21 protein-coding genes and 2 riboswitches are annotated in these 22,782 nt (G+C 34.8%); of the genes, 7 read left to right on the plus strand and 14 right to left on the minus strand.

The annotated features are described in order from the left end of the window. Window positions 1-180: 180 nt before the first annotated feature. The 4 genes from EKG35_RS16135 to EKG35_RS16150 all read right to left on the minus strand — a co-directional run bounded on the left by EKG35_RS16135 (window position 181) and on the right by EKG35_RS16150 (window position 4,075). Window positions 181-1,188, minus strand: coding sequence for a FecCD family ABC transporter permease (locus tag EKG35_RS16135; RefSeq protein ID WP_126295571.1), 1,008 nt, complete (start codon window positions 1,186-1,188; stop codon window positions 181-183). Beyond that, window positions 1,185-2,195, minus strand: coding sequence for a FecCD family ABC transporter permease (locus EKG35_RS16140; RefSeq protein WP_126295572.1), 1,011 nt, complete (start codon window positions 2,193-2,195; stop codon window positions 1,185-1,187). Before EKG35_RS16140 ends, EKG35_RS16135 begins: the two co-directional genes overlap by 4 nt. A gap of 163 nt (window positions 2,196-2,358) precedes the next feature. Next, window positions 2,359-3,279, minus strand: coding sequence for an iron-hydroxamate ABC transporter substrate-binding protein (locus EKG35_RS16145; RefSeq protein ID WP_126295573.1), 921 nt, complete (start codon window positions 3,277-3,279; stop codon window positions 2,359-2,361). Next, window positions 3,230-4,075 carry an ABC transporter ATP-binding protein gene (locus EKG35_RS16150; protein ID WP_126295590.1) on the minus strand — a complete coding sequence of 282 codons (846 nt, stop codon included), beginning with the start codon at window positions 4,073-4,075 and terminating at the stop codon, window positions 3,230-3,232. Before EKG35_RS16150 ends, EKG35_RS16145 begins: the two co-directional genes overlap by 50 nt. 494 nt (window positions 4,076-4,569) lie before the next feature. Continuing rightward, window positions 4,570-4,616: riboswitch (PreQ1 riboswitch) on the plus strand. Window positions 4,617-4,739: 123 nt separating this feature from the next. On the opposite strand from EKG35_RS16150, the gene queF reads away from it, so the two are divergent. The 3 genes from queF (at window position 4,740) to EKG35_RS16165 (ending at window position 7,762) form a co-directional block, all read left to right on the plus strand. Then, window positions 4,740-5,240, plus strand: a complete 501-nt coding sequence (gene queF / locus EKG35_RS16155; protein WP_126295574.1) for a preQ(1) synthase — start codon at window positions 4,740-4,742, stop codon at window positions 5,238-5,240. A gap of 39 nt (window positions 5,241-5,279) precedes the next feature. After that, on the plus strand, window positions 5,280-5,819 hold the full coding sequence (locus EKG35_RS16160; RefSeq protein WP_126295575.1) for a VUT family protein: 540 nt from the start codon (window positions 5,280-5,282) through the stop codon (window positions 5,817-5,819). A 241-nt stretch (window positions 5,820-6,060) separates the two neighbouring features. Beyond that, window positions 6,061-6,147, plus strand: a riboswitch (cyclic di-GMP riboswitch). Between the two features lie 91 nt (window positions 6,148-6,238). Next, on the plus strand, window positions 6,239-7,762 hold the full coding sequence (locus EKG35_RS16165; RefSeq protein WP_185807789.1) for a methyl-accepting chemotaxis protein: 1,524 nt from the start codon (window positions 6,239-6,241) through the stop codon (window positions 7,760-7,762). Between the two features lie 74 nt (window positions 7,763-7,836). On the opposite strand, the gene EKG35_RS16170 is transcribed toward EKG35_RS16165, so the two are convergent. Both EKG35_RS16170 and EKG35_RS16175 read right to left on the minus strand, forming a co-directional pair. Next, a complete protein-coding gene (locus EKG35_RS16170; RefSeq protein ID WP_126295577.1) occupies window positions 7,837-8,679 on the minus strand; it encodes an aldo/keto reductase in 843 nt (280 codons plus the stop codon). A 278-nt stretch (window positions 8,680-8,957) separates the two neighbouring features. Further along, complete coding sequence (locus tag EKG35_RS16175; RefSeq protein ID WP_126295578.1) at window positions 8,958-10,166, minus strand: MFS transporter; 1,209 nt, start codon at window positions 10,164-10,166, stop codon at window positions 8,958-8,960. A gap of 170 nt (window positions 10,167-10,336) precedes the next feature. Here EKG35_RS16175 and EKG35_RS16180 point away from each other — a divergent pair, with 170 nt between their 5' ends. Next, a complete protein-coding gene (locus EKG35_RS16180) occupies window positions 10,337-10,705 on the plus strand; it encodes a winged helix-turn-helix transcriptional regulator (RefSeq protein ID WP_126295579.1) in 369 nt (122 codons plus the stop codon). 126 nt (window positions 10,706-10,831) lie between these two features. Here EKG35_RS16180 and EKG35_RS16185 read toward each other — a convergent pair whose 3' ends face one another. Further along, a complete protein-coding gene (locus EKG35_RS16185) occupies window positions 10,832-11,371 on the minus strand; it encodes an ECF transporter S component (protein WP_126295580.1) in 540 nt (179 codons plus the stop codon). Between the two features lie 430 nt (window positions 11,372-11,801). On the opposite strand from EKG35_RS16185, the gene EKG35_RS16190 reads away from it, so the two are divergent. Beyond that, the gene (locus tag EKG35_RS16190) at window positions 11,802-12,026 is read left to right on the plus strand and encodes a DUF1540 domain-containing protein (RefSeq protein WP_126295581.1); all 225 of its coding nucleotides are present in this window, start codon (window positions 11,802-11,804) and stop codon (window positions 12,024-12,026) included. 289 nt (window positions 12,027-12,315) lie between these two features. Here EKG35_RS16190 and EKG35_RS16195 read toward each other — a convergent pair whose 3' ends face one another. The 6 genes from EKG35_RS16195 to EKG35_RS16215 all read right to left on the minus strand — a co-directional run bounded on the left by EKG35_RS16195 (window position 12,316) and on the right by EKG35_RS16215 (window position 17,794). Then, a complete protein-coding gene (locus tag EKG35_RS16195) occupies window positions 12,316-12,507 on the minus strand; it encodes an H-type small acid-soluble spore protein (protein ID WP_126295582.1) in 192 nt (63 codons plus the stop codon). A gap of 12 nt (window positions 12,508-12,519) precedes the next feature. Continuing rightward, a complete protein-coding gene (locus EKG35_RS21050; RefSeq protein ID WP_185807790.1) occupies window positions 12,520-12,690 on the minus strand; it encodes a hypothetical protein in 171 nt (56 codons plus the stop codon). Window positions 12,691-12,887: 197 nt separating this feature from the next. Beyond that, window positions 12,888-13,505, minus strand: a complete 618-nt coding sequence (locus tag EKG35_RS16200; protein ID WP_126295583.1) for a hypothetical protein — start codon at window positions 13,503-13,505, stop codon at window positions 12,888-12,890. 261 nt (window positions 13,506-13,766) lie between these two features. Beyond that, complete coding sequence (locus EKG35_RS16205; protein ID WP_126295584.1) at window positions 13,767-14,999, minus strand: cysteine desulfurase-like protein; 1,233 nt, start codon at window positions 14,997-14,999, stop codon at window positions 13,767-13,769. 135 nt (window positions 15,000-15,134) lie between these two features. Continuing rightward, the gene (locus EKG35_RS16210; protein WP_126295585.1) at window positions 15,135-16,325 is read right to left on the minus strand and encodes a M14 family metallopeptidase; all 1,191 of its coding nucleotides are present in this window, start codon (window positions 16,323-16,325) and stop codon (window positions 15,135-15,137) included. A 56-nt stretch (window positions 16,326-16,381) separates the two neighbouring features. Further along, window positions 16,382-17,794 (minus strand): LysM peptidoglycan-binding domain-containing protein, encoded by a 1,413-nt coding sequence (locus EKG35_RS16215; protein ID WP_126295586.1) that lies wholly within the window; start codon window positions 17,792-17,794, stop codon window positions 16,382-16,384. 215 nt (window positions 17,795-18,009) lie between these two features. Here EKG35_RS16215 and EKG35_RS16220 point away from each other — a divergent pair, with 215 nt between their 5' ends. Then, window positions 18,010-19,596, plus strand: a complete 1,587-nt coding sequence (locus tag EKG35_RS16220) for an S-layer homology domain-containing protein (RefSeq protein WP_126295587.1) — start codon at window positions 18,010-18,012, stop codon at window positions 19,594-19,596. Between the two features lie 306 nt (window positions 19,597-19,902). On the opposite strand, the gene EKG35_RS16225 is transcribed toward EKG35_RS16220, so the two are convergent. Further along, window positions 19,903-20,799: a TetR/AcrR family transcriptional regulator gene (locus EKG35_RS16225; RefSeq protein WP_126295588.1), complete on the minus strand. Its 897-nt coding sequence runs from the start codon at window positions 20,797-20,799 to the stop codon at window positions 19,903-19,905. Between the two features lie 318 nt (window positions 20,800-21,117). Between EKG35_RS16225 and EKG35_RS16230 the strand changes: the two genes are divergently transcribed. Continuing rightward, the gene (locus EKG35_RS16230; RefSeq protein WP_126295589.1) at window positions 21,118-22,572 is read left to right on the plus strand and encodes a TolC family protein; all 1,455 of its coding nucleotides are present in this window, start codon (window positions 21,118-21,120) and stop codon (window positions 22,570-22,572) included. The last annotated feature ends 210 nt before the right edge of the window (window positions 22,573-22,782 follow it).

Raw genomic sequence — 22,782 nt, forward strand, 5'->3', positions numbered from 1 at the left:
ATTTGCACGTATCACCTTTCATTGCTTGTTTCTAGACAATTCAAGTATATAGAAATCGGTGATTACGTGCTTTTTTATTTATGAAATTTTTTCAAACCCCAACAAATATTATAGAGCCATATAAAAAAGTAGCAGTAGATAATTAAAATCTATTGCTACTTTTCTTGTTTTATTCTCTATTTATTTCTTCAATAGCAAATAAACAAAGTATGGTGCGCCGATTAGGGAGACCACAATCCCAGCTGGTATTCCACTTGGTTCTAGCACATTACGTCCTATCGTATCTGCGAATAGTAATAGCCAACCCCCAAGCAAAAGGGCAACTGGTATAAATAGTTGATTTCTAGGGCCTACTAAAGCTTTTGCAATATGCGGCGCCATTAGCCCGATAAAAGTTATTCCTCCTGTGACTGAAACCGCAGTAGCTGCTAAGGCAACAGCTGTTACCAGTAAAGTAATTCGTTCTTTTTCAACGGAGACCCCTACTCCAATTGCCACAGGCTCACTTAATCCTAAAAGATTTAATCTATTAGCTTTATACAAAGTAAATGGAATTAAGATAATTAACCAAGGCAGTATAGCCAAAACAAAAGGCCAATCAGTACCCCAAATATTGCCGTTTAACCATTTTGCAATAAAATCAACCTTTGTGCGGTCAGCTGATGAAATAAGGACAATCATAGCGCCAGATAAGGCAATAGAAAATCCAACCCCAATAAGCACTAAGTTTACAGGCTGCAGTCCATTTGTTTTGTTATAAGCCAACAAATAGATTAAACAAGCTGTAAGAATAGCCCCTAAAAAGCCAACTAGTGGAATCAAGTAAACAAAAGAGCCTACTTCGATAGGGAAAAATAAAAAGTAAATAGCAATTGCAAAACCAGCACCAGAGTTAATCCCGATAATTCCTGGATCTGCTAAATCATTTCTTGTAATTCCTTGCAAAATAGAACCAGATAAAGCAAGTGCCATACCTGCTAACAGTGTAATAAAAATTCGAGGCAATCGGATAGAAAACAAAACAAATTCCTCTTTAAACGTACCATTGCCTATTAAAGTCGGAAATAGTCTATCATAGGAAAGGGATGAAGCCCCTAACCCCATACCGATAAAAATAGTAAACAAAATAAGTAGTAGTGATATAAATAATATAACGCGCTGTTTTCTAATTAATGCCGGATGTATCATGTGAATGCTTTTCCTCCTTTACGAACTATGACCAGGAAGAATGGTAAACCGAGCAAAGCTACAATGGCCACAACCGGAGTTTCAAATGGTGAATGGAGTGTACGGCCAAGCGTATCTGCCAACAACATAAAACTCGCACCGATAATTGCTGACATTGGCAAAATAAAACGATAGTCAGATCCAACTAATACACGAACTATATGTGGGATCATAAGACCAATAAAGGCCATATTTCCAACTAAGGCGACAGCCGCTCCTGCTAAGACAATAATAGCAATAAATAAAATGGCTTTGATTGTTGCTATTTTTTGTCCTAATCCAATAGCTACTTCTTCATTTAAGCTTAGTATCGTTAGTTGTCTTGCAAGGAAACAAGAAACGATGATTCCAATTACAATAAACGGGACAATTATTTGGAGTTGACCCCAAGTCGTGCCAATTAAACCTCCTGCTGTCCACATTGAAACATCTTTTGAAATTTTAAAATAAAGGCCAATTCCTTCAGCGATTGCAGTTAAAAATGCAGAAACCGCTGCTCCTGCTAATACGATACGAAGAGGAGAGAAACCTCCTTTTTTTGCAGCACTTATGCCAAACACAATAATTGCTCCTAGCGCTGCTCCAATAAAACAAGCAATCATAGTAATAAAGTAATTTGCAGATGGAATAAAGGCAATTGTAATAGCCAATCCTGCATTCGCTCCTGCAGTTAATCCTAATAATCCTGGATCAGCAAGTGGGTTTCGTGTTATTCCTTGCATAATGGCGCCGGAAACTGCAAGAGCTGCTCCTACAAATATAGCGGCTACTTCACGAGGTAAACGAATTTCACGGATTATCGAAATTTTGTCCCCAGAAGTAGAAGAGGTAAGAGCTAACCATACATCTTTAATTGTCGTATCTGCTGCTCCAAATACCATCGATATTACAAACATGCAAAGAAAAATTATGAGTCCTGCTATTAATTTGTATAGGAATGATATAGAAGTTCCATTTTTTTTCATCATGAGTCTTTCGTCTTTTCCTTTACTAAAATATAGGAAAAGGGGCCATCCCATTAGTGTCTAATTCTAAATACCGGGACAGCCTCCTTTAAAATGTTCTAACGTATAGCTACTCAGTCTCTCGAGTGTGCAATGTGCACCTGATTGAAAGCGTAAAGAGCTAGTGTTAGTTGCCTAAAAATGATGTTTTTAAAAATTCTAATTGCTTCTCCAGTGTGATTGGGTCACTGAAGGATGCACCTTCTCCGTCCATTACAAATACGCGGTTATTTTTAACGGCAGGAATGTTTTTATATGCTTCTGTTTCTTGAAAAGAAGTATCTGCATCAGAGTATTTACTTAGGATTATATAATCTCCAGCGTACTCAGGAAGCACTTCCGTTGATAATGTATAGTAGCCTGATTCTGATGCAACTTCTTTTACTTTATCAGGCATGTTTAATTTCATTGCTTGATATAAGATTTCTGTTCCACGAGCAAAGTTATCGCCGAAAACATAAAGGTCTTTTCCATAGCTTTCCATGACAGATACAGTTGCATCCTCGCCTATTTTTGCTTTGATTTCTTCTCCGGCAGCTTCTGCACGTGCTTTAAAGTCATCAACCCAGGCTTTAGCTTCTTCTTCTTTATTTAAAAGTTTGCCAATTTCAATGTGTTGCGTTAAATAATCAACTTTTCCCCAAGTATAAGTAACTGTAGGAGCAATTTGACTTAATTTATCAACATTTTTAATAGTTGATAATCCAATGATTAAATCTGGTTCTAATTCAATAATTTTTTCTAAATCTTCATCTGTAACGACTTCAGCATCCTTTAATTTATCAGCAAGTGCTGGACTATTCTTAGACCATTCTTCTACACCAACGATATTGCCACCTAACTGCAATACATTGCCGGCAAAACCGGAAAGTAAAACAATTCTTTGCGGGTTTGCAGGAACTTCAACTGGACCATTTTCAGATTGGTACGTAATAAATTCTTCGTTTTGTTCTTTTGAAGTATTGTTATTATCGTTAGCTTCTTCTTGTCCACAAGCACTAATAAGAAGAACTAGAAGCAGCATAAACGGGAATATGAGTTTTTTCATGTTGTTTTTCTCCTTTTAATAAGTTGTAAGTAATGCACATCGGTTTATTTGTTCTGGGATCCTGTCCAATTACTGCATCGATTTCAAAAATTTGCCGAAGCACATCCTGAGTAATAACTTCTTCGCAAGTGCCCGCTTTCACAATTTCACCATCTTTTAGGGCGATGATATAATCTGCAAAACGAGCTGCTTGGTTTAAATCATGTAAAACCATAATAATTGTGCGTTCCTGTTCATGATTTAACTTTTGTAATAATTCTAAAATCTCCAATTGGTGTGCCATATCTAAATAAGTCGTAGGTTCATCTAGAAAAATAATTTCCGTTTCTTGAGCAAGGGCCATAGCAATCCACACACGCTGCCTTTGACCGCCAGATAAGGCATCAACAGGGCGATGTTTATAATCGGCTGTTCCTGTAACCTCAAGCGCCCATTCAACTACTTCATAATCTTTTTTGGTTAATCTTCCAAAACCATTTTGGTAGGGAAACCGTCCGTAGGATACTAACTCGGAAACGGTTAAACCAGAAGTACTATCGGGAGTTTGAGGAAGAATGGCCATCTTTTTAGCGAGGGATTTTGTATTTTCCTTTGAAATATTTTTCCCATCTAATAGAACTAATCCAGACTGATGGGGGATAATCCGGGTAATGGCTTTTAATAATGTGGATTTTCCACAACCATTCGAACCAATAATGGTTGTGATTTTTTTATCGGGAATAGTAACACTAAGATTTTTTACTATTAACTGTTCACCGTAGCTAATGCTTAAATCATCTGTAAAGAGGCGAACCATCATTTTATACCTCCAAAATTAAAGATTAATATATTATTGAAAATGATTATCAGTATCGATTATGTTTTAAATATAAAACGAGCTTTATTGAATGTCAATTTAAAATTGAAAATCAATTATATAGTTAGGTATTTGTGCTAAGGCTTCGCTTTATACATCGCATATTAAATGACAATTAGAAAAACTAAAAAAGTTAATTTTGCTGTGCTTTTTGTTTTCAATAATAGCCTAATTTTATTTGTCATTTTATAATATCACAAAGTAATTTAGAATTATTAATATTGTAATAAATAATATATTTGAAAATATTAATAAGGAAAGAACATAAATTTACAATTAAGGAATACTGAAGAATTAACATAAACTGAAGTGGAAAAATAACTAAGAAATATACAGTTATAATAAATGCAGGGATGTTGATACTAATAATTTCTAATTGACGGTTAGCTCCGTATTATATATTATATTGAAGGAAAACGAATGCCCGGACTATAACGGGAGAGGTTCATAGCTGATACCCTCTATAAAAAACTATGGAAACATGACAATATGCCATGTCCATAAAGGACGTGGCTTTTTATGTTTTTTACATAAGTTTTAATAGAATGATTAGTGGTGCCTCTCTTGAAAAGTGTTGGGAAACATTTTACAAGGAGGTTTTTTTATGTCTGGCAGAAGCCATGAAGAAGGTTTAAAGGATTTAACGTTATTAGGAAATCAAGGAACAAAATATTTATTCGAATATGCACCCGAAGTATTGGAGGCGGTGGATAATCTTCACTCAAACCGTGATTATTTCGTTAAATTTAATTGTCCTGAGTTCACAAGTCTATGCCCACTGACACATCAGCCTGATTTTGCGACAATCTATATTTCATATATCCCGGACAAAAAAATAGTGGAGAGTAAATCGCTAAAATTATATTTATTTAGCTTTAGGAATCATGGTGATTTTCATGAGGATTGTGTGAATATCATTATGAACGATTTAATCAAATTACTTGAACCAAGGTATATAGAAGTTTGGGGGAAATTTACTCCACGTGGAGGAATTTCAATAGACCCATGGTGCAACTACGGAAAACCAGGTACTAAATATGAAGAAATGGCTAATTATCGTTTAATGAATCATGACCTTAATCCAGAAAAAATCGATAATCGATAAACCAAGTTGAATCTATATAAATTAAGAAAGGGAAAATTCATGAGAATAATATTCTACCTATTATCCATTATCATCGCTAATGTTGTAACGGCAGCGTTTGCACCTTTACAATTAGGGATGTTTATCGTTCCGATGGGGACGCTTTTAATTGGATCAACCTTTATTTTTAGAGATCTTGTGCAAAATAAATATGGCAGAGCAAAGACCTATTTATTTATTTTTATTGCATTAATTTTATCAGGTATTGTTTCATTCATACTTGGGGATACAGTTTGGATTGTGATGGCATCTGCAATTTCATTTGTAATCTCCGAGACGGCTGATACAGAAATTTATACACGTTTGAAACTTCCGATTGCTTGGCGAGTATTATATAGCGGGATTGTTGGAGGATGTCTCGACTCTGTAATTTTTGTAGTAATTGGTTTAAGTCCGATTGGTGCAAATGTTTTACCATGGGAAGCTATTCCAGCGGCTATATTAGGCCAAATCATCGTAAAGACAGTAATTCAAATGTTCGGTGCACTAATTTATAACCGAGTTCGTGTAATTAATAGAAAACCTCTAATCTCAGAATAATAAATTATAGTTAATAATTTTCCTTAAAATAAGTTAATAGTAAAAAAGACTTACAAAAAGCGCAAGGATGTGATAATTAATATCATTCTTGCGTTTTGTTTTTAATACTTTTCTAACGAAAATCTCAAATTGATAAGAGTGAAATTTTTACCATATATAGACTTGCTTATAATAAAATGGTAACATAATAGAAAATTGCATTAATCAGGTTATTTTCCAGAAAATGCTTACAATTTAACTTAATTTGAAAAGGCAAACTCATTGAAAAATGGGGACGCAAAGCCACGGGTCTAAGGTTTGAAAAAACTATGATAGCCGGGTTGCCGAAAAATCTAATGAAGTTTTTGGCTGCTCACTTTTTGAGTAGATTTTTCAACGGTTTAGCGGGGGCGATTGCAATCATAAGGGGGATTATTAGTTTGGAAAGTGCAAAAAACCGTATCATTCTTATTTTATCTTCAATAATTCTTATAGCCTCAATAATTGTTCACTTCCTTCATCGAGTATTAAATGTTTCTTTATATTGGATCGATGAACATCCAATTCATCACATTCAGCAATCAGATTTAGTTCTTAACATTTTTTTAAGTATCCCTATACTATTACTCATCACAACGCTTTTCTTTTATCGTAAAAATAACGATCATTCAATAATACCTCTTTTGAATACATTGACAATTACATTTGGCAGTATGTCGATGATTGCTGGCGGAGAAGGAATGGTAGAATATCATTTCTCAATTTTTATGGTAGTTGCTATAGTTGGTTATTATGAAAAAGTAAATCTTATTATTGTTATGACTCTGCTCTTTACTATCCAGCATTTATTAGGTTTTTTCTTTTTAAGTGAATACGTGTTTGGACAGTTGGAATACCCATTTTCAATGCTTATAATTCACGCTTTATTTTTACTAGGAACTTCAGGTGCCATCACATGGCAAACGATTCAAAAGAGTAAGCTATTAGCGGATTTAGATCAAAAACAACAAAAACAACAAATTTTAAGTGGAGTAATCGAAAAACTATCAATTAGCTCTGAAAAACTAATAAATGCATCAGTACAGCTAAATGAAAATTATGATTTAAATAGATTAGCCATTAATGGGATGGCAGCAAATATTCGAGAGATATCTAGCGGTGCCGACATACAGAGGCAGCAAACGGAGGGCAGCTCTGCAGCAATTCAGGAAATCAACCATGGGATTCATGAAATTACCGAAACAGCTAAGGAATTATCCGAAATTTCAATAGCTACAGCAGATGAAGCAAATGAAGGAAATGTAATGATTTATAAAACTGTTCAACAGATGCAATTAATAAATGAAAAAGTAAGCTCATCTTCAGAGATGGTAAAAAAACTGAATCATCGTTCTGAAGAAATTGGTGATATCGTTAAAATTATTACAGACATTGCTTCTCAAACAAACTTGCTAGCTTTAAATGCTGCAATTGAAGCAGCAAGAGCTGGAGAGCATGGAAAGGGATTTGCTGTTGTAGCGGATGAAGTTAGGAAATTAGCGGAGGAATCAGTTGGTTCCGCAAGTAAAATTACAAGTATAATAAAGTCTATTCAAGAAGACACAGTCTCTTCAGCAAAATCAATGGATCAAGTAATTAATGAGGCGAAAACGGGATTAGAGGTTGTTAAAGAAACTGGCGAAATCTTTGGCCGAATTTATGAATCAATCAATGGTGTTGCAAATCGAATTAAACAGATTGCTTTATCATCAACAGATGTTTCAGCAGCAACAAAACAAGTGTCATTGTCCCTAAATGAAATGTCCTATTTTGCTGAAATGACTTCAGCAAATACACAAAATGTAGTTCATTCATCAGAAGAACAATTAGCCTCTGTGGAAATTTTATCGACTTTAATTACATCGTTAAATGATATTACATTAGAATTGCAGGAGCTAATTCGTGAAACAGAACAGTTAAGGTAAGGAAGAGTACCCTTTAATTACTAAACAAAAACAGACGCATCCTAAATATTTGGATGCGTCTGTTTTTAAAAAACTTAAAAATCAAAGTTGTCAGGGTCTGGACCTACACGGTGATTTTTATTTAATTGATTAATTTGCTCCACATGTTCATTTGATAGCTCAAAATTAAAGACATCTGCGTTTTCAACAATTCTGTGCTCTTTTGTAGATTTTGGAATTGTTACAACGCCGTTTTGTAAATCCCAGCGTAATATAATTTGAGCAATTGTTTTATTATAATGGTTAGCGATTTCTTGTAGAACTGGATGATCCAATAATTGACCTTGCGCAAGAGGAGACCAAGCCTCTACTTGAATTTCGTTTGCTTTACAGTAAGCACGTACTTCTTGTTGAGTTAACAGCGGGTGGAATTCTACTTGGTTAACCATTGGCTTAATTTCTGCATCTTTCATTAAGTCTTCAAGATGGTGAACCTGGAAATTACTTACTCCAATTGCCTTTACTTTTCCTTCTTTATAAAGAGTTTCTAAAGCACGCCATGCATCTTTATACTTTCCTTCAACAGGCCAGTGAATAAGATACAAATCTAAGTAATCAAGCTGAAGCTTCTTTAAGCTTGTCTCAAAAGCTGCAAGAGTTGATTCATAACCTAAATCAGAATTCCACACTTTTGATGTAACAAATAAATCTTCTCTAGAAAGTCCTGTCTCTGCTAGCCCTTCTTTAATGGCTTGCCCAACGCCTTCTTCATTTTGGTAAATAGCCGCTGTATCAATGCTGCGGTAGCCGTGCTTAATAGCATATTTGACAGCATTAACTAGCTCAGGCCCTTCTTCAACTTTAAAAACGCCAATACCAAGCCAAGGCATTTTAACGCTGTTATACAAAGTAGTTGTGTCTTGTAAATTTTTAATCATTATTTATTCCTCCAGTTTTTTTATAAAGTATTGAAACATTCCAGCAAATAAATTAGCGCACCACCACCTTATTTATTTGTAAGAGCTGTACTTCATAAAATCTCTCTTTTACTAAATAAGAAAGTATATGAATATTTTAGCAATGTCCAGCAGCAAGATTCACTAAGTGCTTCCTCCTACGAAAAAAGGCTTTTCTCGACAAGACTCCAGCTGTAGGATTCATATGAAGTTAATTGACCGCCTAAATAGCGATGTGGCGATTTTTGCCATAAACACAGCTAAAGGCTGCTAACACTGATGTTATTTTCGTTGCTCTTTGCTTCTAGGGATCGACTCCAGCCAGTTAGAAGAACGGCAACTGCAACCATTAAGGCTCCTATCCATGTAGTATGAATAAGACCAATAGAGTCGGCAACGATGCCGCCTAAGAAGGAACCAATTGCAATTCCAGCGTTAAATGCCGCAATATTAATAGCTGATGCTACATCTACCGCAGTAGGTACATAACGCTCTGCCAACATAACTACATAAACTTGTAGTCCGGGAACATTCATGAAAGCCAGAAGTCCCATAAAGAAAATTGTAATTAAGCCCGCAATTTTAAATGGTGCGGTAAACATAAGAACAAAGAGAATAATGGCTTGAACTATAAACATATAAAATAATGCTTTAATTGGATTTCGATTAGAAAGTTTTCCACCTAAAGTATTGCCTATTGCAATCGCAATACCGTATCCAAATAATACCACAGAAATAGTTTCCTCATTAAATCCTGTAACTTTCTGTAGTAAAGGCGACAGATAAGTAAAGACGACAAACGTTCCTCCATAGCCTAATGCGGTAATAATAAAAATAAGTAATAGGCGGCCATTTTTAATTAATTTAAATTGATCGCTAAATTTTATGCGAGTTCCTTTTCTTAATTGAGATGGTACGAGAAGCATATTCGCAATCAATGCGATAACGCCAATTGAAACAATAACAATAAAGGCGATTCTCCATCCGAAATGTAATCCAATAAATGTACCAAATGGAACACCAGTAACAGTAGCTATTGTAAGCCCAGTAAACATTATTGCTATGGCACTAGCTCGGCGATTTTCTGGAACTAAATCTGCTGCAATTGTTGAACCGATAGACATGAAAACACCATGTGAAAAGGCTGAGATCACACGTGCCACAAGTAAAATCCCGATATTTGTAGCTCCGGCAGCGAGACTATTTCCTAAAATAAAAATAATCATAATGTATAGCAATAATGATTTGCGTGACATCCTTGAAGTAAGGGAGGTCAAAATCGGCGCCCCAAAAGTAACACCTAAAGCATATAAGGAAACCGTTAAACCAGCTGTAGTAACCGGTATTTGTAAATCTTCAGCAATGAGAGGCAATAGACCGACACTTATAAACTCGGTAGTACCAATTGCAAAGGCACTCACTGCTAATGCAAGCAATGCGAATGTGATTCGCTTTTTATCTAAAGGCATTTATGTTTTCCTCCTTAAAATCATTAATAAACTTAAAAAATTTGTTAAAGTGCATCTCGCAAATGTTATTATGGTATAACAGGTTATTGAAAGGAAGTACGTACTTTAAAGTGATATAGAAACCGAAAAGTGATATAGTTACTTTTTGGTACCTGTAGGGAGGTTAATAAATGGAGAAAAAATACAATATTTCGGTAGAAGCAACATTGGAGGTAATTGGAGGGAAGTGGAAATGCGTAATTTTATGCCACTTAACACATGGAAAAAAACGGACAAGCGAATTAAAACGTCTAATGCCAAATATTACGCAAAAAATGCTGACTCAACAATTACGTGAATTGGAGGAAGATGGTGTAGTTAATCGTATTGTTTATAATCAAGTTCCTCCTAAAGTTGAGTATGAGTTAAGTGAATATGGTTGGAGTTTAGAGGGAATTTTAAACTCCCTATGTACTTGGGGAGAAAATCATATTACGAAAGTATATGGCAATAAATTCGAGGTTCTAGAAAATAACGTGTTAAATGAAAATCTAAAGTAATGGATAGCTTATAAAAAATAGGACCTCTCCAGAAAAATAAAATTTTCTGAACAGACCCTATACAGTTTATTGTAATCAAAAGGTGATGCCCCAGAATAAATTTTTGGACATCACCTTCTGTTAATTTTATTTAAAGAATGAAACTTTTTTCAATACAACACAGACAGGAATCGCAACAATGATTCCGACAACATTTTGAACAATGTTTCCAGGGATAGAAGCTGCTGGTGCAATCCAGTTCCTATATAAAACACCTTCACAAACGTAATAGACTGCTAACATGAAAGGTGCTGAGGCAATTGCAGCAATAATGTTGAAACTAATGCTTCTGCCGTTGCGTCCGTTCGACCAAGCAATTTTCCCAACAACATATCCTTGTAAGCCACGAGCAATAATAGTGAATGGTGCCCATAATGTCCAACCAGATACTAAATCAAATAATCCCATACCAATAGCACCTGCAATGGCTCCCTTTTTAGGTCCAAAAAGGATAGAGGATATAAATAGCATTGCAGTTCCAAGATGTACTAATCCGCCATTTGCTGTAATGGGCAGCTTTATATTCAAAAAGACAGTCGCAACAAATACGAGTGCAATGAGCATAGCTGATAAAATTAAATCGAAAGTTTTTGTACGTGAACTTGAAGCGCTGTATGTTTTTTGCATAGTGATAAACCATCCTTAACTTTTAAATTTACTGATAAGAATAACGAAGGTCTGGCACTTTTAAAAGTATCACTTTTGCATAAAGTTTAGTGGTCAGTTATGGAGGCAAAATAAGAAGTTTTTAGAAATAAGATATTAGAAAAAATGGGATTTCGAAAAAGTTGCTTGTAGTCTTAGAGGAGATTTTTTCTACAGTATTAGGAACTTTTAAGCATAAATTATTGGATAATACATAAATTAGCCAACCAAAAAGTAAGCATTTTTTAATGATGTATTCTGCCGTTATTCTAATTAAAGCTAGTATTCCTCGCCAAACTTTTATCATGATAAAAAAATTTCAAATGGACAAAATAAGCTTTGAGGAAATATGGATTAGGCAGTAAAATTCCTTTTCTATATTTTTCAAAACAGATCAATGAGGAGGATAGCTATGCCAAATGTAGAAGTAAACTGTGCTGTAACGAACTGTTTTTTCCATAAAAAGGGGAACCTTTGTGGGGCTGAAAAGATCCAAATCGATATGGATTATCATTCAAAAAACAAAAATACAGAGTTTGCTACTGATCTTGACTTTGAATCGATTTCGGAGGAAGCAGGTCATTCTGCAGATACATGCTGTAAAACGTTCAGACCTAAAAAAGAGCACGTTTTATAAATTGAAATTCGTTTAAAGAGTTCGATTTTTAGTGCATATTGGCAGCTGTTCAAAACATTGAGAATGAGGAGCCGTTCAAAAGTTACCTGAGAACGGCTCCTTGTAATTCGTAGGCATTAATTGTCTAATGCATTTTAAAGTAAAAAACAACTAAAAGGATGTTAATCAATTATATAGAAAACGGAGAAAATCCTATGCTATGAAATTAAGTTTATCAATAAGCATGTGGGAGCATCGTTCAAAGAAATATAGGGCTGTCCGAATTTTACTTTCTGACAGCCCTCATTAATTATTGCACTAGATATTCTTCTTTTAATTCGGAAACATCAACTTCAGAACGTTCCTCTAATGAACGTCTTAAGTGAACGGTTGCTGTTTTTCCATCGTCATGCAGCTTGTCTATCCAAATTGATACACCATTGTAGCTAACTTCATATTCTTTTGGTGAATCTATAATTTCCTGTGCACGTTGAAATTCCAAAATGATGACCTCCTATTTATTAGCATTCGTATTATTTTTCGCTTTTTCAACCAAAAGATGAAGTTCTTCTATTTCTTCTGCCATCTCTTCCTTCATTCTATTTGGTGCGATTTTTTGGCTTTTTGGGGTTTGAGGTAATGAACCTCGATTATTACTTTTTCCTTTACTATCATCTCTGCCCATAAGGTAGTCTCCTTTCATTTCAGTTCATTTCTTAATATGGCATTGTCATGATTTTTTAATCATAAACCCTGAAAAGTATTTTAAGGAGATACCTTTTATGTAATGATGGCTACATGACTGTAGGAGCTATGTTATAAAATAAGGGGCAATCAGAAAATTCTTTTTCTGTTTTGCCCCATTGAATAATGAATTAAGATTTATTCTAGACTTACACCTGTTTTTTGGGATAAATCTTCAATACCATATAACCAATCTCTTAGAATTCGTCTAGCTTCGTCTAATCCTTGATTTGCTTCAGTTATAGTATCGACATTTTGCTCTTCTAATGCGGATATCATTAAAGTAAATGAATTATATTGTATGTTTGCAGCTTCGATATACATTTCGTGAAGCTCTCTAATTTCTTGATTTTTTGGCATAATTGCTTCCAAATCGATGATAAATTGTCTATAACTAGGTATCACGTCATTCAAAAGTGTATTGTATATCATTTCATCATTTACATAATTTACACCTGTTACACTGTCGTAAAGTCCAATTATTCTTTCTTCTTCAGGTGCAAGTAATACTATTTCGTTCATATACTCTGTAAATGCTTGTGATAATTCTTCACTATTAGAAGATGAGGTGGAACTAGTAGGCTCAGTATCTTCCGATTGTTCAGTATTTGATGCTTCATCAGTATTTTTGGGGTTTTCTGTTTTGCTTGGTTCTTCAACAGCCTGTTTTTCAATATCTTCTTGGGAATTTGAATTACTACAACCAACTAAAAAAACAAAAGTAGCAAAAGCCAGAAAAAGTAAAAGTTTTTTCATGGGTCTCCATTCCTCTACTGATAAAAGCTTCTCATAATCAGTAGAATTTGTTTTTAGTAAATTGCATTCTTTTTAGTGTATTCAATTACTTTAAATTGGTGATTAATAGTTCAAAAAAAGAGGACGTCTCATAAGGGTATGAGACGTCCTCTTTCTGTATCGAAAGCGAAGCTTCAGATCAAGGTTTAAGTATAAAAATAAGGAAAACTGCCCCAAAAAAATTGTGATACATACTTCTGGGAAAGCCACTTTCCCTTCCAACTATTTTGTAATTTGAGCTGCCTCTATAATTGCTTGAGTTGCAGAAATCAGGCGGTCAATCTCTTGTTCTGTATTATATGGTGCCAATCCTGCGCGGATAAAGCCACCTTTTTCTGTGATGCCTAATTTATCGCAAAGTGTAGTAGCATAAAAATCACCGCTAGCAATATAAATCGAGTATCGGCTCGCCATTTGCTGACAAAATGATATTGGATCAATTTTTTCAATTCTAAACGCGATAGTTGGTGTTTTTGCATAAGGCGATTGATATAGTGTCACTTCAGGAATTTCTGCAAGAGCGCCACGCAGTCTTTGATCAAGTACTTTTTCATGCTTTTCAATTACTTCATATGCACTGACTATTTTTTCGCGTCGATTATTGCCATTGCCAAAGCTTGCAATAAACTCCACAAGGGATTCAAGGGATGCAATGCTTTCATGATTTTGTGTGCCAGTTTCTAGTTTATCAGGAAAGTAACTTGGAGCTGGTTTTAGTTTATAAACGTTTAATGAATCGAACAATGCTTCTTTAATTACAGCGACGCCTAAATGTGGGCCGAAAAATTTATAGGTTGAACAAAATAGAATATCGACATCTAGTGTATGAAAGTCGACTGCAAAATGGGGAACAGCATGGACTGCGTCAACAATAACAATTGCCCCGACTTCTCTAGCACGTTTTACTATTGGTGCAACATCTGTAATCGTTCCAATCACATTAGAAGCAAGAGATACTGCAACAATTTTAGTATTGGAATCAATCAGTTCTGAAAGTTCTGAAATATCTAGCGATAATGTATTCGTATCTACTGGAATAAAACGTACATTAGTATTTTTATCTTGGGCAGCTGTTATCCATGAATCAACATTTGAACGGTGGTCAATTTCAGAAAGAACGATATTATCCTCATTCGTCCATGTTCTAGATAATGCTCTTGCAACTGCAAACATTAGAGACGTTGAGTTTTGACCAAAAGCAACTTCAGTTGGCTTTGCACCAACTAAATCTGCAATTGCTTGACGTGCTCTATCTATACACTGTTCGGTTTCCTTGCTCGTTGCAAATTCCCCATGTAAGTTGGATCCGCCATTTGTCATATAAGCAACAATTGCATCAATAACTGGTTGAGCAACTTGTGAACCACCAGGGCCATCAAAGTAAGCAACAGGTAAACCGTTTTCCGTCCGATTTAATGCTGGAAAATGCTGTCTTATTTCACTTAATTGGATCATATCTAACCACTCCCTTTTTGAATATCATCTAATAGTTCAATTCTATTTAAAATGGAATTTCCCTTTTAAAGTAATAGATATTACAAGAGAAAAAGGGTGACTTAATTGAAAAAGTCACCTTTAAGAAAATATTCACTACATATATAAGCCTGCTAGGAAAATACCTAATGTTTCTTGATAGATTTCATCAAATTGACTTAATGGAAGTGGATTTTCACCTGTCCCTAGCTCAACTGTATAGCCGGGTCTACGCCACTCTTGTATAAACCAATCCTTATAGCCCGCATAACTTTCAATAGTTTTTACTGCTTCATACCCACTTACTCTACTAAACTCATTAACTATTACTTCTGCTTCTGGGGGTTCAAGATTTTCAAATCCCCAGTAAATTACTTCTCCCTGAGTGTGAAAGGCAAGAATTCTGGAAAAATCCCGCCTTCTTGTTAAATCCGCCATTGCGATTGCCTCTGGTTGAGTTAAAGGTGCTTCTCCTCCGTAATCCCTTGGTCCAGGAGTTTTTGGATTTCTTTCTCTTTCTGCTTCCCATCGTGCAGGGAATTGATCATTTAAGTCTACCCCATTAATATTTGCCTTCCAATTCGAAAAATCAGTACTACCATCATTCCACTCAATGACTTGCTCACCCCATGATGCATTTTCAGGGATGCCGTTTATAACAAGGTTTACCCCGTCTGGATTGACCATTGGGACAATTGAAAGCATAGTTTGTAGATAAAGAGGCAGTGTTGATATTCCACGAATTGAATTTTGATTTGTAAGTGATAATAAATAATCATTTAAGAATGTCATTAGGACGGGTGTAGTAATCCATTCATTTGCATGGAAGGAGGCATTATAATGAACCCGTTTTGAGCCATTTCCAATTAAAACTTCTGGAAGATTCAGCCCCAATACGGAAGTTCCTATATTCGACATTTGTATAAAAGGATATACAGCAACAAGTGTCTGCAAATCATTCATCATTGTGTTGTAATCATAATTTTGTTTTCCATTTACTAAGCTCCATGTTACTCTTCTAGGAACCCTAATCGTTTGTCCTACTTGTAATTGATTTGGATTTAAGTCAATGTTGGATAGAAATAGCATATCAAGAGACAGGTTATTTCTTTGTGCAATTAACCATAAAGAGTCTCCGTATTGAATTTGATAATTGACCGAAACATATCCAGGAATGCGTATACGCTGGCCGATTGATAGAGCTTGTGAATTTGTTTCTCGATTGGAATCGAGAATTAATCGTAGAGGTATTGAAAAAACTTGACTTAAGTACCAAAAAGAAACACCGGGTCTGACGAAAATGTCCATTTTGTTCCTCCCAAAGTGAAGATGCTGAAGCTTAATAATACTCTTTATAGCTGTTATTACATTAGCTTTTGAATATCAAAATTGTCATTAAGTAAAGCCCAGTTTTGCGGAAAAGGAAATCCTAGAGCCCAGTAACTAATACCGCGTAAGTTATATTGTTTAACTAAATCAAACTTTGCCTGGGCGCTTCTTGCGTCTTCAAACCAGACTTCATGTTCTTGCCCTTGCTCATCTGTATAACGGAAAAAAGGTGATTGAGCAGTGCTGTCGTATTGAATAGCTGCATTATATTTATTGGCTCGATATATTGCTCCTTGAGGGCTAAAGGTTTCTGCAATTGCACCTTCCACATGAGGAATTTTCCAATCCCGTGCATAAATTTGAAAACCTAAATAAATTTTGTTTGCGGGCATTACTGAAAGTGCATATTCTACAACACTGCGCATTTGATTAATAGGTGAAATTGCTTGTGGAGTTCCCCCCCTCCAGCCCCATTCGTAGGTCATTAGTATAACGAAATCTGCTATCCTTCCGTGTGCTTCGTAGTCATGAGCAGTATACAAAATACCCTCTTGCTCCCCACTGGTCTTTGGGGCGACGGCGGTAGAAACAATATATCCTCTTGGATGAAGTCGATCTACGGCTAATTGAAGAAATTGATTATAATTTTCACGATCCTCTGGCAAAACATATTCAAAATCAATATTCAATCCTTTGTATCCTTTGTTTTCCATCAGTTGAAGAATATTTGTAATCAGCGTTTCTCGTATACTTGGATTGGATAAAACAACATGCGCTAAGTTTGTACCTGTTGAAGTTGTAGATAGGTTCGTTATGGATAATAAAGGAACGATATTATTAGATTGTGCAGCAGAAAGCATTAATTCATCTGCAAACGGCTCTAAAGTCCCGTCCTCTTTAATCATATATGCAAAAGGAATTAAATACGTAAGGAGATGACCAATTGTATTTATGGATGCAGCTGCTTCTTCGTCTTTTTGATAAGTATAAGCATTTACTTCAATAATTGGTTTGCGCCTTGGAATAATTAATTGTGCACCTACATATACAAGGCTTGGGTTTTGAATTTGATTTTCAGTCAGGATAGATTGTACTGAAGTGCCGTAAAAATTTGCAATTTGCCATATAGTTTGACCGGGTTGAACAGTATGGAGTCGAGGTGGAATATATAACGAAACACCAGGATAAAGAAGGTTTGGATTAGTGATTTGATTAGCTTGTAAAATGCTGTTAACGGGGACGTCGTATGTTTGAGCAATTGACCATAATGTTTCACCATATTTAACAATATGTGTTGTTCCTGCAACAGGAATTACGATTGATTGACCTATCAGCACTTGGTTTAGATTTGGCAGCTGATTAATTTGTTGTATCGCAGCTATAGTAACGTTGTATCGGTTTGCAATTTGCCATAGTGTCTCTCCCCGTTGTACAACATGAATAAGCAATGTGTAGCCCCCTCTTTTAGTAGTCATTAAAGGAATATATGAATTTTCAAACTAAATAATAATAGGAAATTAAAATAATCTACTTCAGCAAGAGTGTAGAAGTTGGGTGTGGAACAAATTTCTAATAATCCCATATATTATTTTCATTTTCACTTTGTTTCAACTAAAATATTAATAAAGTAAGAGATTTAAATACATACCTAGGGGGAAACGATGTGAAATATAAAAAGAGTGTTGGTGCAGTTTTAACTGCTGGGTTACTTGTTTTTGGCGCAACGCAAACCTTTGCCGAAAAAAAGATGTTTTCTGATGTAGAAGACAATGCTTGGTATGCTGAATCTGTTCAAAAATTATCGGAGTTTAACATTATCGGTGGGTTTGAAGATCAAACATTTAAGCCGGATCAAAATATTACAAGAGCACAAACAGCGTCCATTATAGCAAAAGCACTTAATCTAGATTTAACAAATGTAAGCAATCCGGGCTTTAAGGATGTACCAACAACAAGCTCACACTATCCTGCAATTGCCGCTTTAACAGAAAAAGGAGTCTTCTCTTCAGGGGAATATTTCAATCCAGGCGATTCTTTAACACGCGCACAAATGGCGAAAATTTTAGTTATAGCGTTTGATCTTAATTCTAGTCAATTAAAAACTTTTGATGATGTAAATGAAAAAGATTGGTTCTATGAATTCTCCGGTAAACTAGGTGCTCTAGGGATTACTACTAATGAAAGCAAGTATAATCCACAAGACTATGTTGGTCGTGCACATTTAGCCGCTTTCATTAAACGTACGATTGATTATAAGCGAAGCGATTCAATTGATGATATTTGGGATACATGGCAGGGCTGGGACAATACTGAGGTGCCAGACACTGTTGAAGAGCCGGTTGAAGAAAATGACGGGGATAATGACGTTATAGATGAAGAAGAGACTGGCGGGAAAGAAGAAGTAGACGAAGCCAAACTAAAAGAATATGAACGTGAGTTAGACAATGCAGCGGATGATATAAAATCGGCACAGAAGAAAGTAGAGAAAGCATTAGATGAACTTGAAGAGGCTAAAGAAGAAGATGATGAAGAAGAGATTGAAGAAGCAGAAAAGGATTTACTGAAGGTTTTAAGCGACCTTGATGATGCAATTATTAAGGGGGAAGCTACTCTCGAAAAAATCCGTAAAGTAAATCTTAAAGAATTGAATTTATTGCAAAGTGTATTAGAAAATGCCATTCGTAAAGCAAAAAACGATGTTGATAAGGCGTATGCAAATACATTTGATAAGGAATTATACGAAGAAGAAATAGATGATGCTTTAGAAGCACTTGAAGATGCGCGAGAAGATGCAGAAAGAGCTATAAAAGAAAATTCGCTTAATCTATTACAAGATGCATATAAAGCCTTGGAAACTGCAATAGAAGAAGCAGAGAAGACATTTGAAATGTATGAAGATTCTACAGTAGATGTTTTGGAGGATGAAGAAAAAGAATTAGAAGAAGCTATTGAAGAGGCAAAAGATCTGTTTGATGAAGTAGGAGATTTGCTAGAGAAAAAAGCTGAGGACCAAATTGACTATTTTAAAGATTTATTAGATGATGCGATTGATGCGCTGGATGATGCACTAGATGAGGAAGATAAAGGCGATATTTACGATGCTCGCGAAAAACTGGAAAAAGTCATAAAAGATGCACAAAAAGCTCTAGATAGATTAGAAAAGATTGATATGGATGCTTTAATCGATGAAATAGAAGAATTAGAAAAAGCGATTTCAGACGCAGAAGAAGAGTTGGAAGATTCTAAGTAACTAATGTAAAACAAAACACCTTTTAACAGGGGGCAAAGTACCATCTGTTGAAAGGTGTATTTTTATTACGAAAGTATAAAACTTTTTATGATACCTAGAACAAATCGCTCGCTCCTACTATCGAAGTGATTTGCGTTCCACCCTCAATAGCGTAAACAGTGCTTCTGATTACTTCCATTGTACATGGGTATATTGTGCTGACATTGTCTGAATGCCCAGAGTCAATATACACCAATTCTTGTACTTAAACTAGATTCGGCTACAGGAATATGCCTTTTTCATACTTCTATAAGGTGATCTAAAAATCTAATGGTTGCTCTTTTTGCGCTCCAAATATTCCCAAAATGAAATTGAGATTTCATTTACTTCTTCCCTGTGTGGAGTGTTTTCAAAGGATTTACTAAAGAAATAAAAAATCGATTCTAATACATGCAATCTCTCATCAGGCCTTTGCAATTCCTCTAATAAAAAATTAGCAAGTTCTACACTATTTTCTGAATCTTTTTCAGTTAGTTTTTCGTTAAATAATTGTAGCTGTTCAATTATGGTAACTTTTGAAATAACTTTCTCATCTATGTCATCTTGGTATGAATTGAAAATATTAGGTGTAATAACTATTTCCTTCGTTTCAAGTAAACGATGGATAATTGCATCGTTATGGCCAAGCACGACTTTTACAACAGATTCAGGTGAAATCCATTGCTGCTTATTAGATATCATTAGTATTCGAATTGTAAACTGAATCATACCAAATACTTGTGTAGCACATTCATATGAAATATCTTTAATTTTCTCACCGTAAATTTCAACAAGTCGCTTTGCTAACCATTCTACTTCAAGCATAAAATGTTTCTCGAGAACATCTATTATTTCCTTATCGGCATTGCCAAAAATAGATGAAAAAATCTCCATTAAGTTGCGCTTACGACTAATATGCAATAATTGAGAAATTTGATTAACTAATACATTAACATCTGAGGGATCTTTGTTTATACCAATTTTATAACGTTCATTAATCGTTTCTTCTCTTGTTTCTTCTAATATGGCTATCAAACAAGCGTTTTTAGAAGAAAAGTGATTGTAGAATGTTCCCTTTGAAACATTTGCTTCCGAAATAATATCCATGATGGAAGTATCTGTAAACCCTTTTTTAATAAAAAGTTTCCGGGCAGCAAGGATAATTTGTCTTTTCCTTTTATTCATTACGTCACCTTTTTGTTGTTGAATATTCGTTTTATACCAATAGTCTAAAATAAAAGCCCTTACATTACAATATTTTAAAAAAATTGAGAAGAATAATTGTGTTAAATGGACTAATGGTATAAAATGAATTTTGTTGAATAATATGAATGGAGTGGAGGACTGTCCAATTTCTGTTTGTATAGTAAAAAAGAAGAATTATAGTATATCCCATTGTTGAAAAATGCTTCTTTAAAATAGTTTTTAAAGAACGCCGAATACTTTGTGATGAAAAATTTGCCGGTATTTTCTCAAAATTGATAGTGAGGAGTAAAGAGGAAAATGAAGAAGAGTATGACTTTCGGATTGGTTTCGATGCTTGCAATCGGTTCCTTTTCATCTGCCCTTTTAAATACAGCACCAATAGAAGTATTGGCCGCTGAAGATAATGAAGATGAAAGTGAAGAAATAACAGAGAGAGTTCATGTAGATTCTCTAACTTTAGAGGATGCCATGATGTATGGTTTAAATAGTGACTTTTCACTAATGGAATTAGAGTATACGTTGGAAAGCCTTAGAATTTCAGAGGATGCAGCAGATGAGAGTTATGATGATGTAGAGGATAACCTCGATGCCCTTCAAGATCAATATAAAGATTTAGAGCAACAACTTGAAAAAGAAAAAGCAACATCAGGAGATTCTGCAACAATTGATAATTTTGATAAGAAAATTAATAGTTTAGTAAATTTACTAAGAAGCTTAAATATTGAAGAAATAGATGCTATTATTAATGATTCAGAAAATGCAGGTGACCCTGCTGCAACACTGGAAACATTATTAGTAAATATCGAGGATTTTTTAAGTGAATATAAAGTGCTAGAACAAAGTACAGCAGAAAAATTAGCAATTGTTAGAGAACAAATTTATTCATTAACACAAACCCTAGAATCACTTGATGCACAACTAGATCAATTAGATCTTAATATTACAACTACATTTAACAGTAGAATTCAAATGCGTGAAGGAATTAAATTATCAATTGCCTCGACATTTTTTGGGCTACTAATGTCGCAGGAGCAATTAGATTTAATGAAAGCGAATCTTGAAAATCAACAAGCGGAAACGAATAATGCAAAAATCCGCTACGACCTTGGGCTAATATCTGAAGACGAATATGAAGATGCTACTCGCGATTTAACAAAAATAGAAGAAGATATCGCCCTTGCGGAAAAGCAATTAAAAAATGATAAAGCTTCTTTCGCATTAACAATTGGTATCGCTTATAACGATGACTATCAAATCGTCACACCTGAATTAGGCGAAGTTACATTGTTGCAACAGGAAAAACCTACAGAGGAATTAATTTATAACAGCTATAATATGGTCAATGCAAGAACACAGTTAAGAATAGCTGAAGACAATTTTGACTATGTAGAAGATCTTGATGACCCAACTGATGAGCAAGAAGATAAAGCAGAAATAGATATTGAAGTTGCAAAATTAAACATTGAATCTTTAGAAGTAGAATTAGAGAATGCGATAAATGCTATGTTTGCACAAGTTGAATCTCAGTATAAAGCGGTTAAAGACGCTGAAAAAGAGTTAACATATGCAAAAGAAGATATTGCCGATACACAGCTTTACTATGATTTGGGCTTATTATCAAAAAAAGATTATGAATCTTCCAGTCTAGCAGTAAAGCAAGCGGAATTAACTTACAATAGTGCAAAATATCAATACTATTTACTAAAACAAAAAGTTGATTCCCTTGGAGAAGGTGTAATTTTAACAAACTAGTTTTATTTTTATGAACATGAAAGACCCCCACTTTAAGATAATGAGCAAAATCGGAAATCTTATAAAGTGGGGGTAATTGTTTATATTTAGGGCTCTATAATATTTGTTGGGGTTTGAAAAAATTTCATAAATAAAAAAGCACGTAATCACCGATTTCTATATACTTGAATTGTCGAGAAACAAGCAATGAAAGGTGATACGTGCAAATGA

Origin of the sequence: Lysinibacillus telephonicus (genome assembly GCF_003966145.1) — a bacterium.
Taxonomy (GTDB): domain Bacteria; phylum Bacillota; class Bacilli; order Bacillales_A; family Planococcaceae; genus Ureibacillus; species Ureibacillus telephonicus.

What these genes read in the sequence shown, in the direction of transcription:
- EKG35_RS16135 (WP_126295571.1), bottom strand. Translation starts at nt 1,188, where the DNA reads ATGATACATCCGGCATTAATTAGAAAACAGCGCGTTATATTATTTATA.
- EKG35_RS16140 (WP_126295572.1), bottom strand. Translation starts at nt 2,195, where the DNA reads ATGATGAAAAAAAATGGAACTTCTATATCATTCCTATACAAATTAATA.
- EKG35_RS16145 (WP_126295573.1), bottom strand. Translation starts at nt 3,279, where the DNA reads ATGAAAAAACTCATATTCCCGTTTATGCTGCTTCTAGTTCTTCTTATT.
- EKG35_RS16150 (WP_126295590.1), bottom strand. Translation starts at nt 4,075, where the DNA reads ATGGTTCGCCTCTTTACAGATGATTTAAGCATTAGCTACGGTGAACAG.
- queF (WP_126295574.1), top strand. Translation starts at nt 4,740, where the DNA reads ATGTCTGGCAGAAGCCATGAAGAAGGTTTAAAGGATTTAACGTTATTA.
- EKG35_RS16160 (WP_126295575.1), top strand. Translation starts at nt 5,280, where the DNA reads ATGAGAATAATATTCTACCTATTATCCATTATCATCGCTAATGTTGTA.
- EKG35_RS16170 (WP_126295577.1), bottom strand. Translation starts at nt 8,679, where the DNA reads ATGATTAAAAATTTACAAGACACAACTACTTTGTATAACAGCGTTAAA.
- EKG35_RS16175 (WP_126295578.1), bottom strand. Translation starts at nt 10,166, where the DNA reads ATGCCTTTAGATAAAAAGCGAATCACATTCGCATTGCTTGCATTAGCA.
- EKG35_RS16180 (WP_126295579.1), top strand. Translation starts at nt 10,337, where the DNA reads ATGGAGAAAAAATACAATATTTCGGTAGAAGCAACATTGGAGGTAATT.
- EKG35_RS16185 (WP_126295580.1), bottom strand. Translation starts at nt 11,371, where the DNA reads ATGCAAAAAACATACAGCGCTTCAAGTTCACGTACAAAAACTTTCGAT.
- EKG35_RS16190 (WP_126295581.1), top strand. Translation starts at nt 11,802, where the DNA reads ATGCCAAATGTAGAAGTAAACTGTGCTGTAACGAACTGTTTTTTCCAT.
- EKG35_RS21050 (WP_185807790.1), bottom strand. Translation starts at nt 12,690, where the DNA reads ATGGGCAGAGATGATAGTAAAGGAAAAAGTAATAATCGAGGTTCATTA.
- EKG35_RS16200 (WP_126295583.1), bottom strand. Translation starts at nt 13,505, where the DNA reads ATGAAAAAACTTTTACTTTTTCTGGCTTTTGCTACTTTTGTTTTTTTA.
- EKG35_RS16205 (WP_126295584.1), bottom strand. Translation starts at nt 14,999, where the DNA reads ATGATCCAATTAAGTGAAATAAGACAGCATTTTCCAGCATTAAATCGG.
- EKG35_RS16210 (WP_126295585.1), bottom strand. Translation starts at nt 16,325, where the DNA reads ATGGACATTTTCGTCAGACCCGGTGTTTCTTTTTGGTACTTAAGTCAA.
- EKG35_RS16225 (WP_126295588.1), bottom strand. Translation starts at nt 20,799, where the DNA reads ATGAATAAAAGGAAAAGACAAATTATCCTTGCTGCCCGGAAACTTTTT.
- EKG35_RS16230 (WP_126295589.1), top strand. Translation starts at nt 21,118, where the DNA reads ATGAAGAAGAGTATGACTTTCGGATTGGTTTCGATGCTTGCAATCGGT.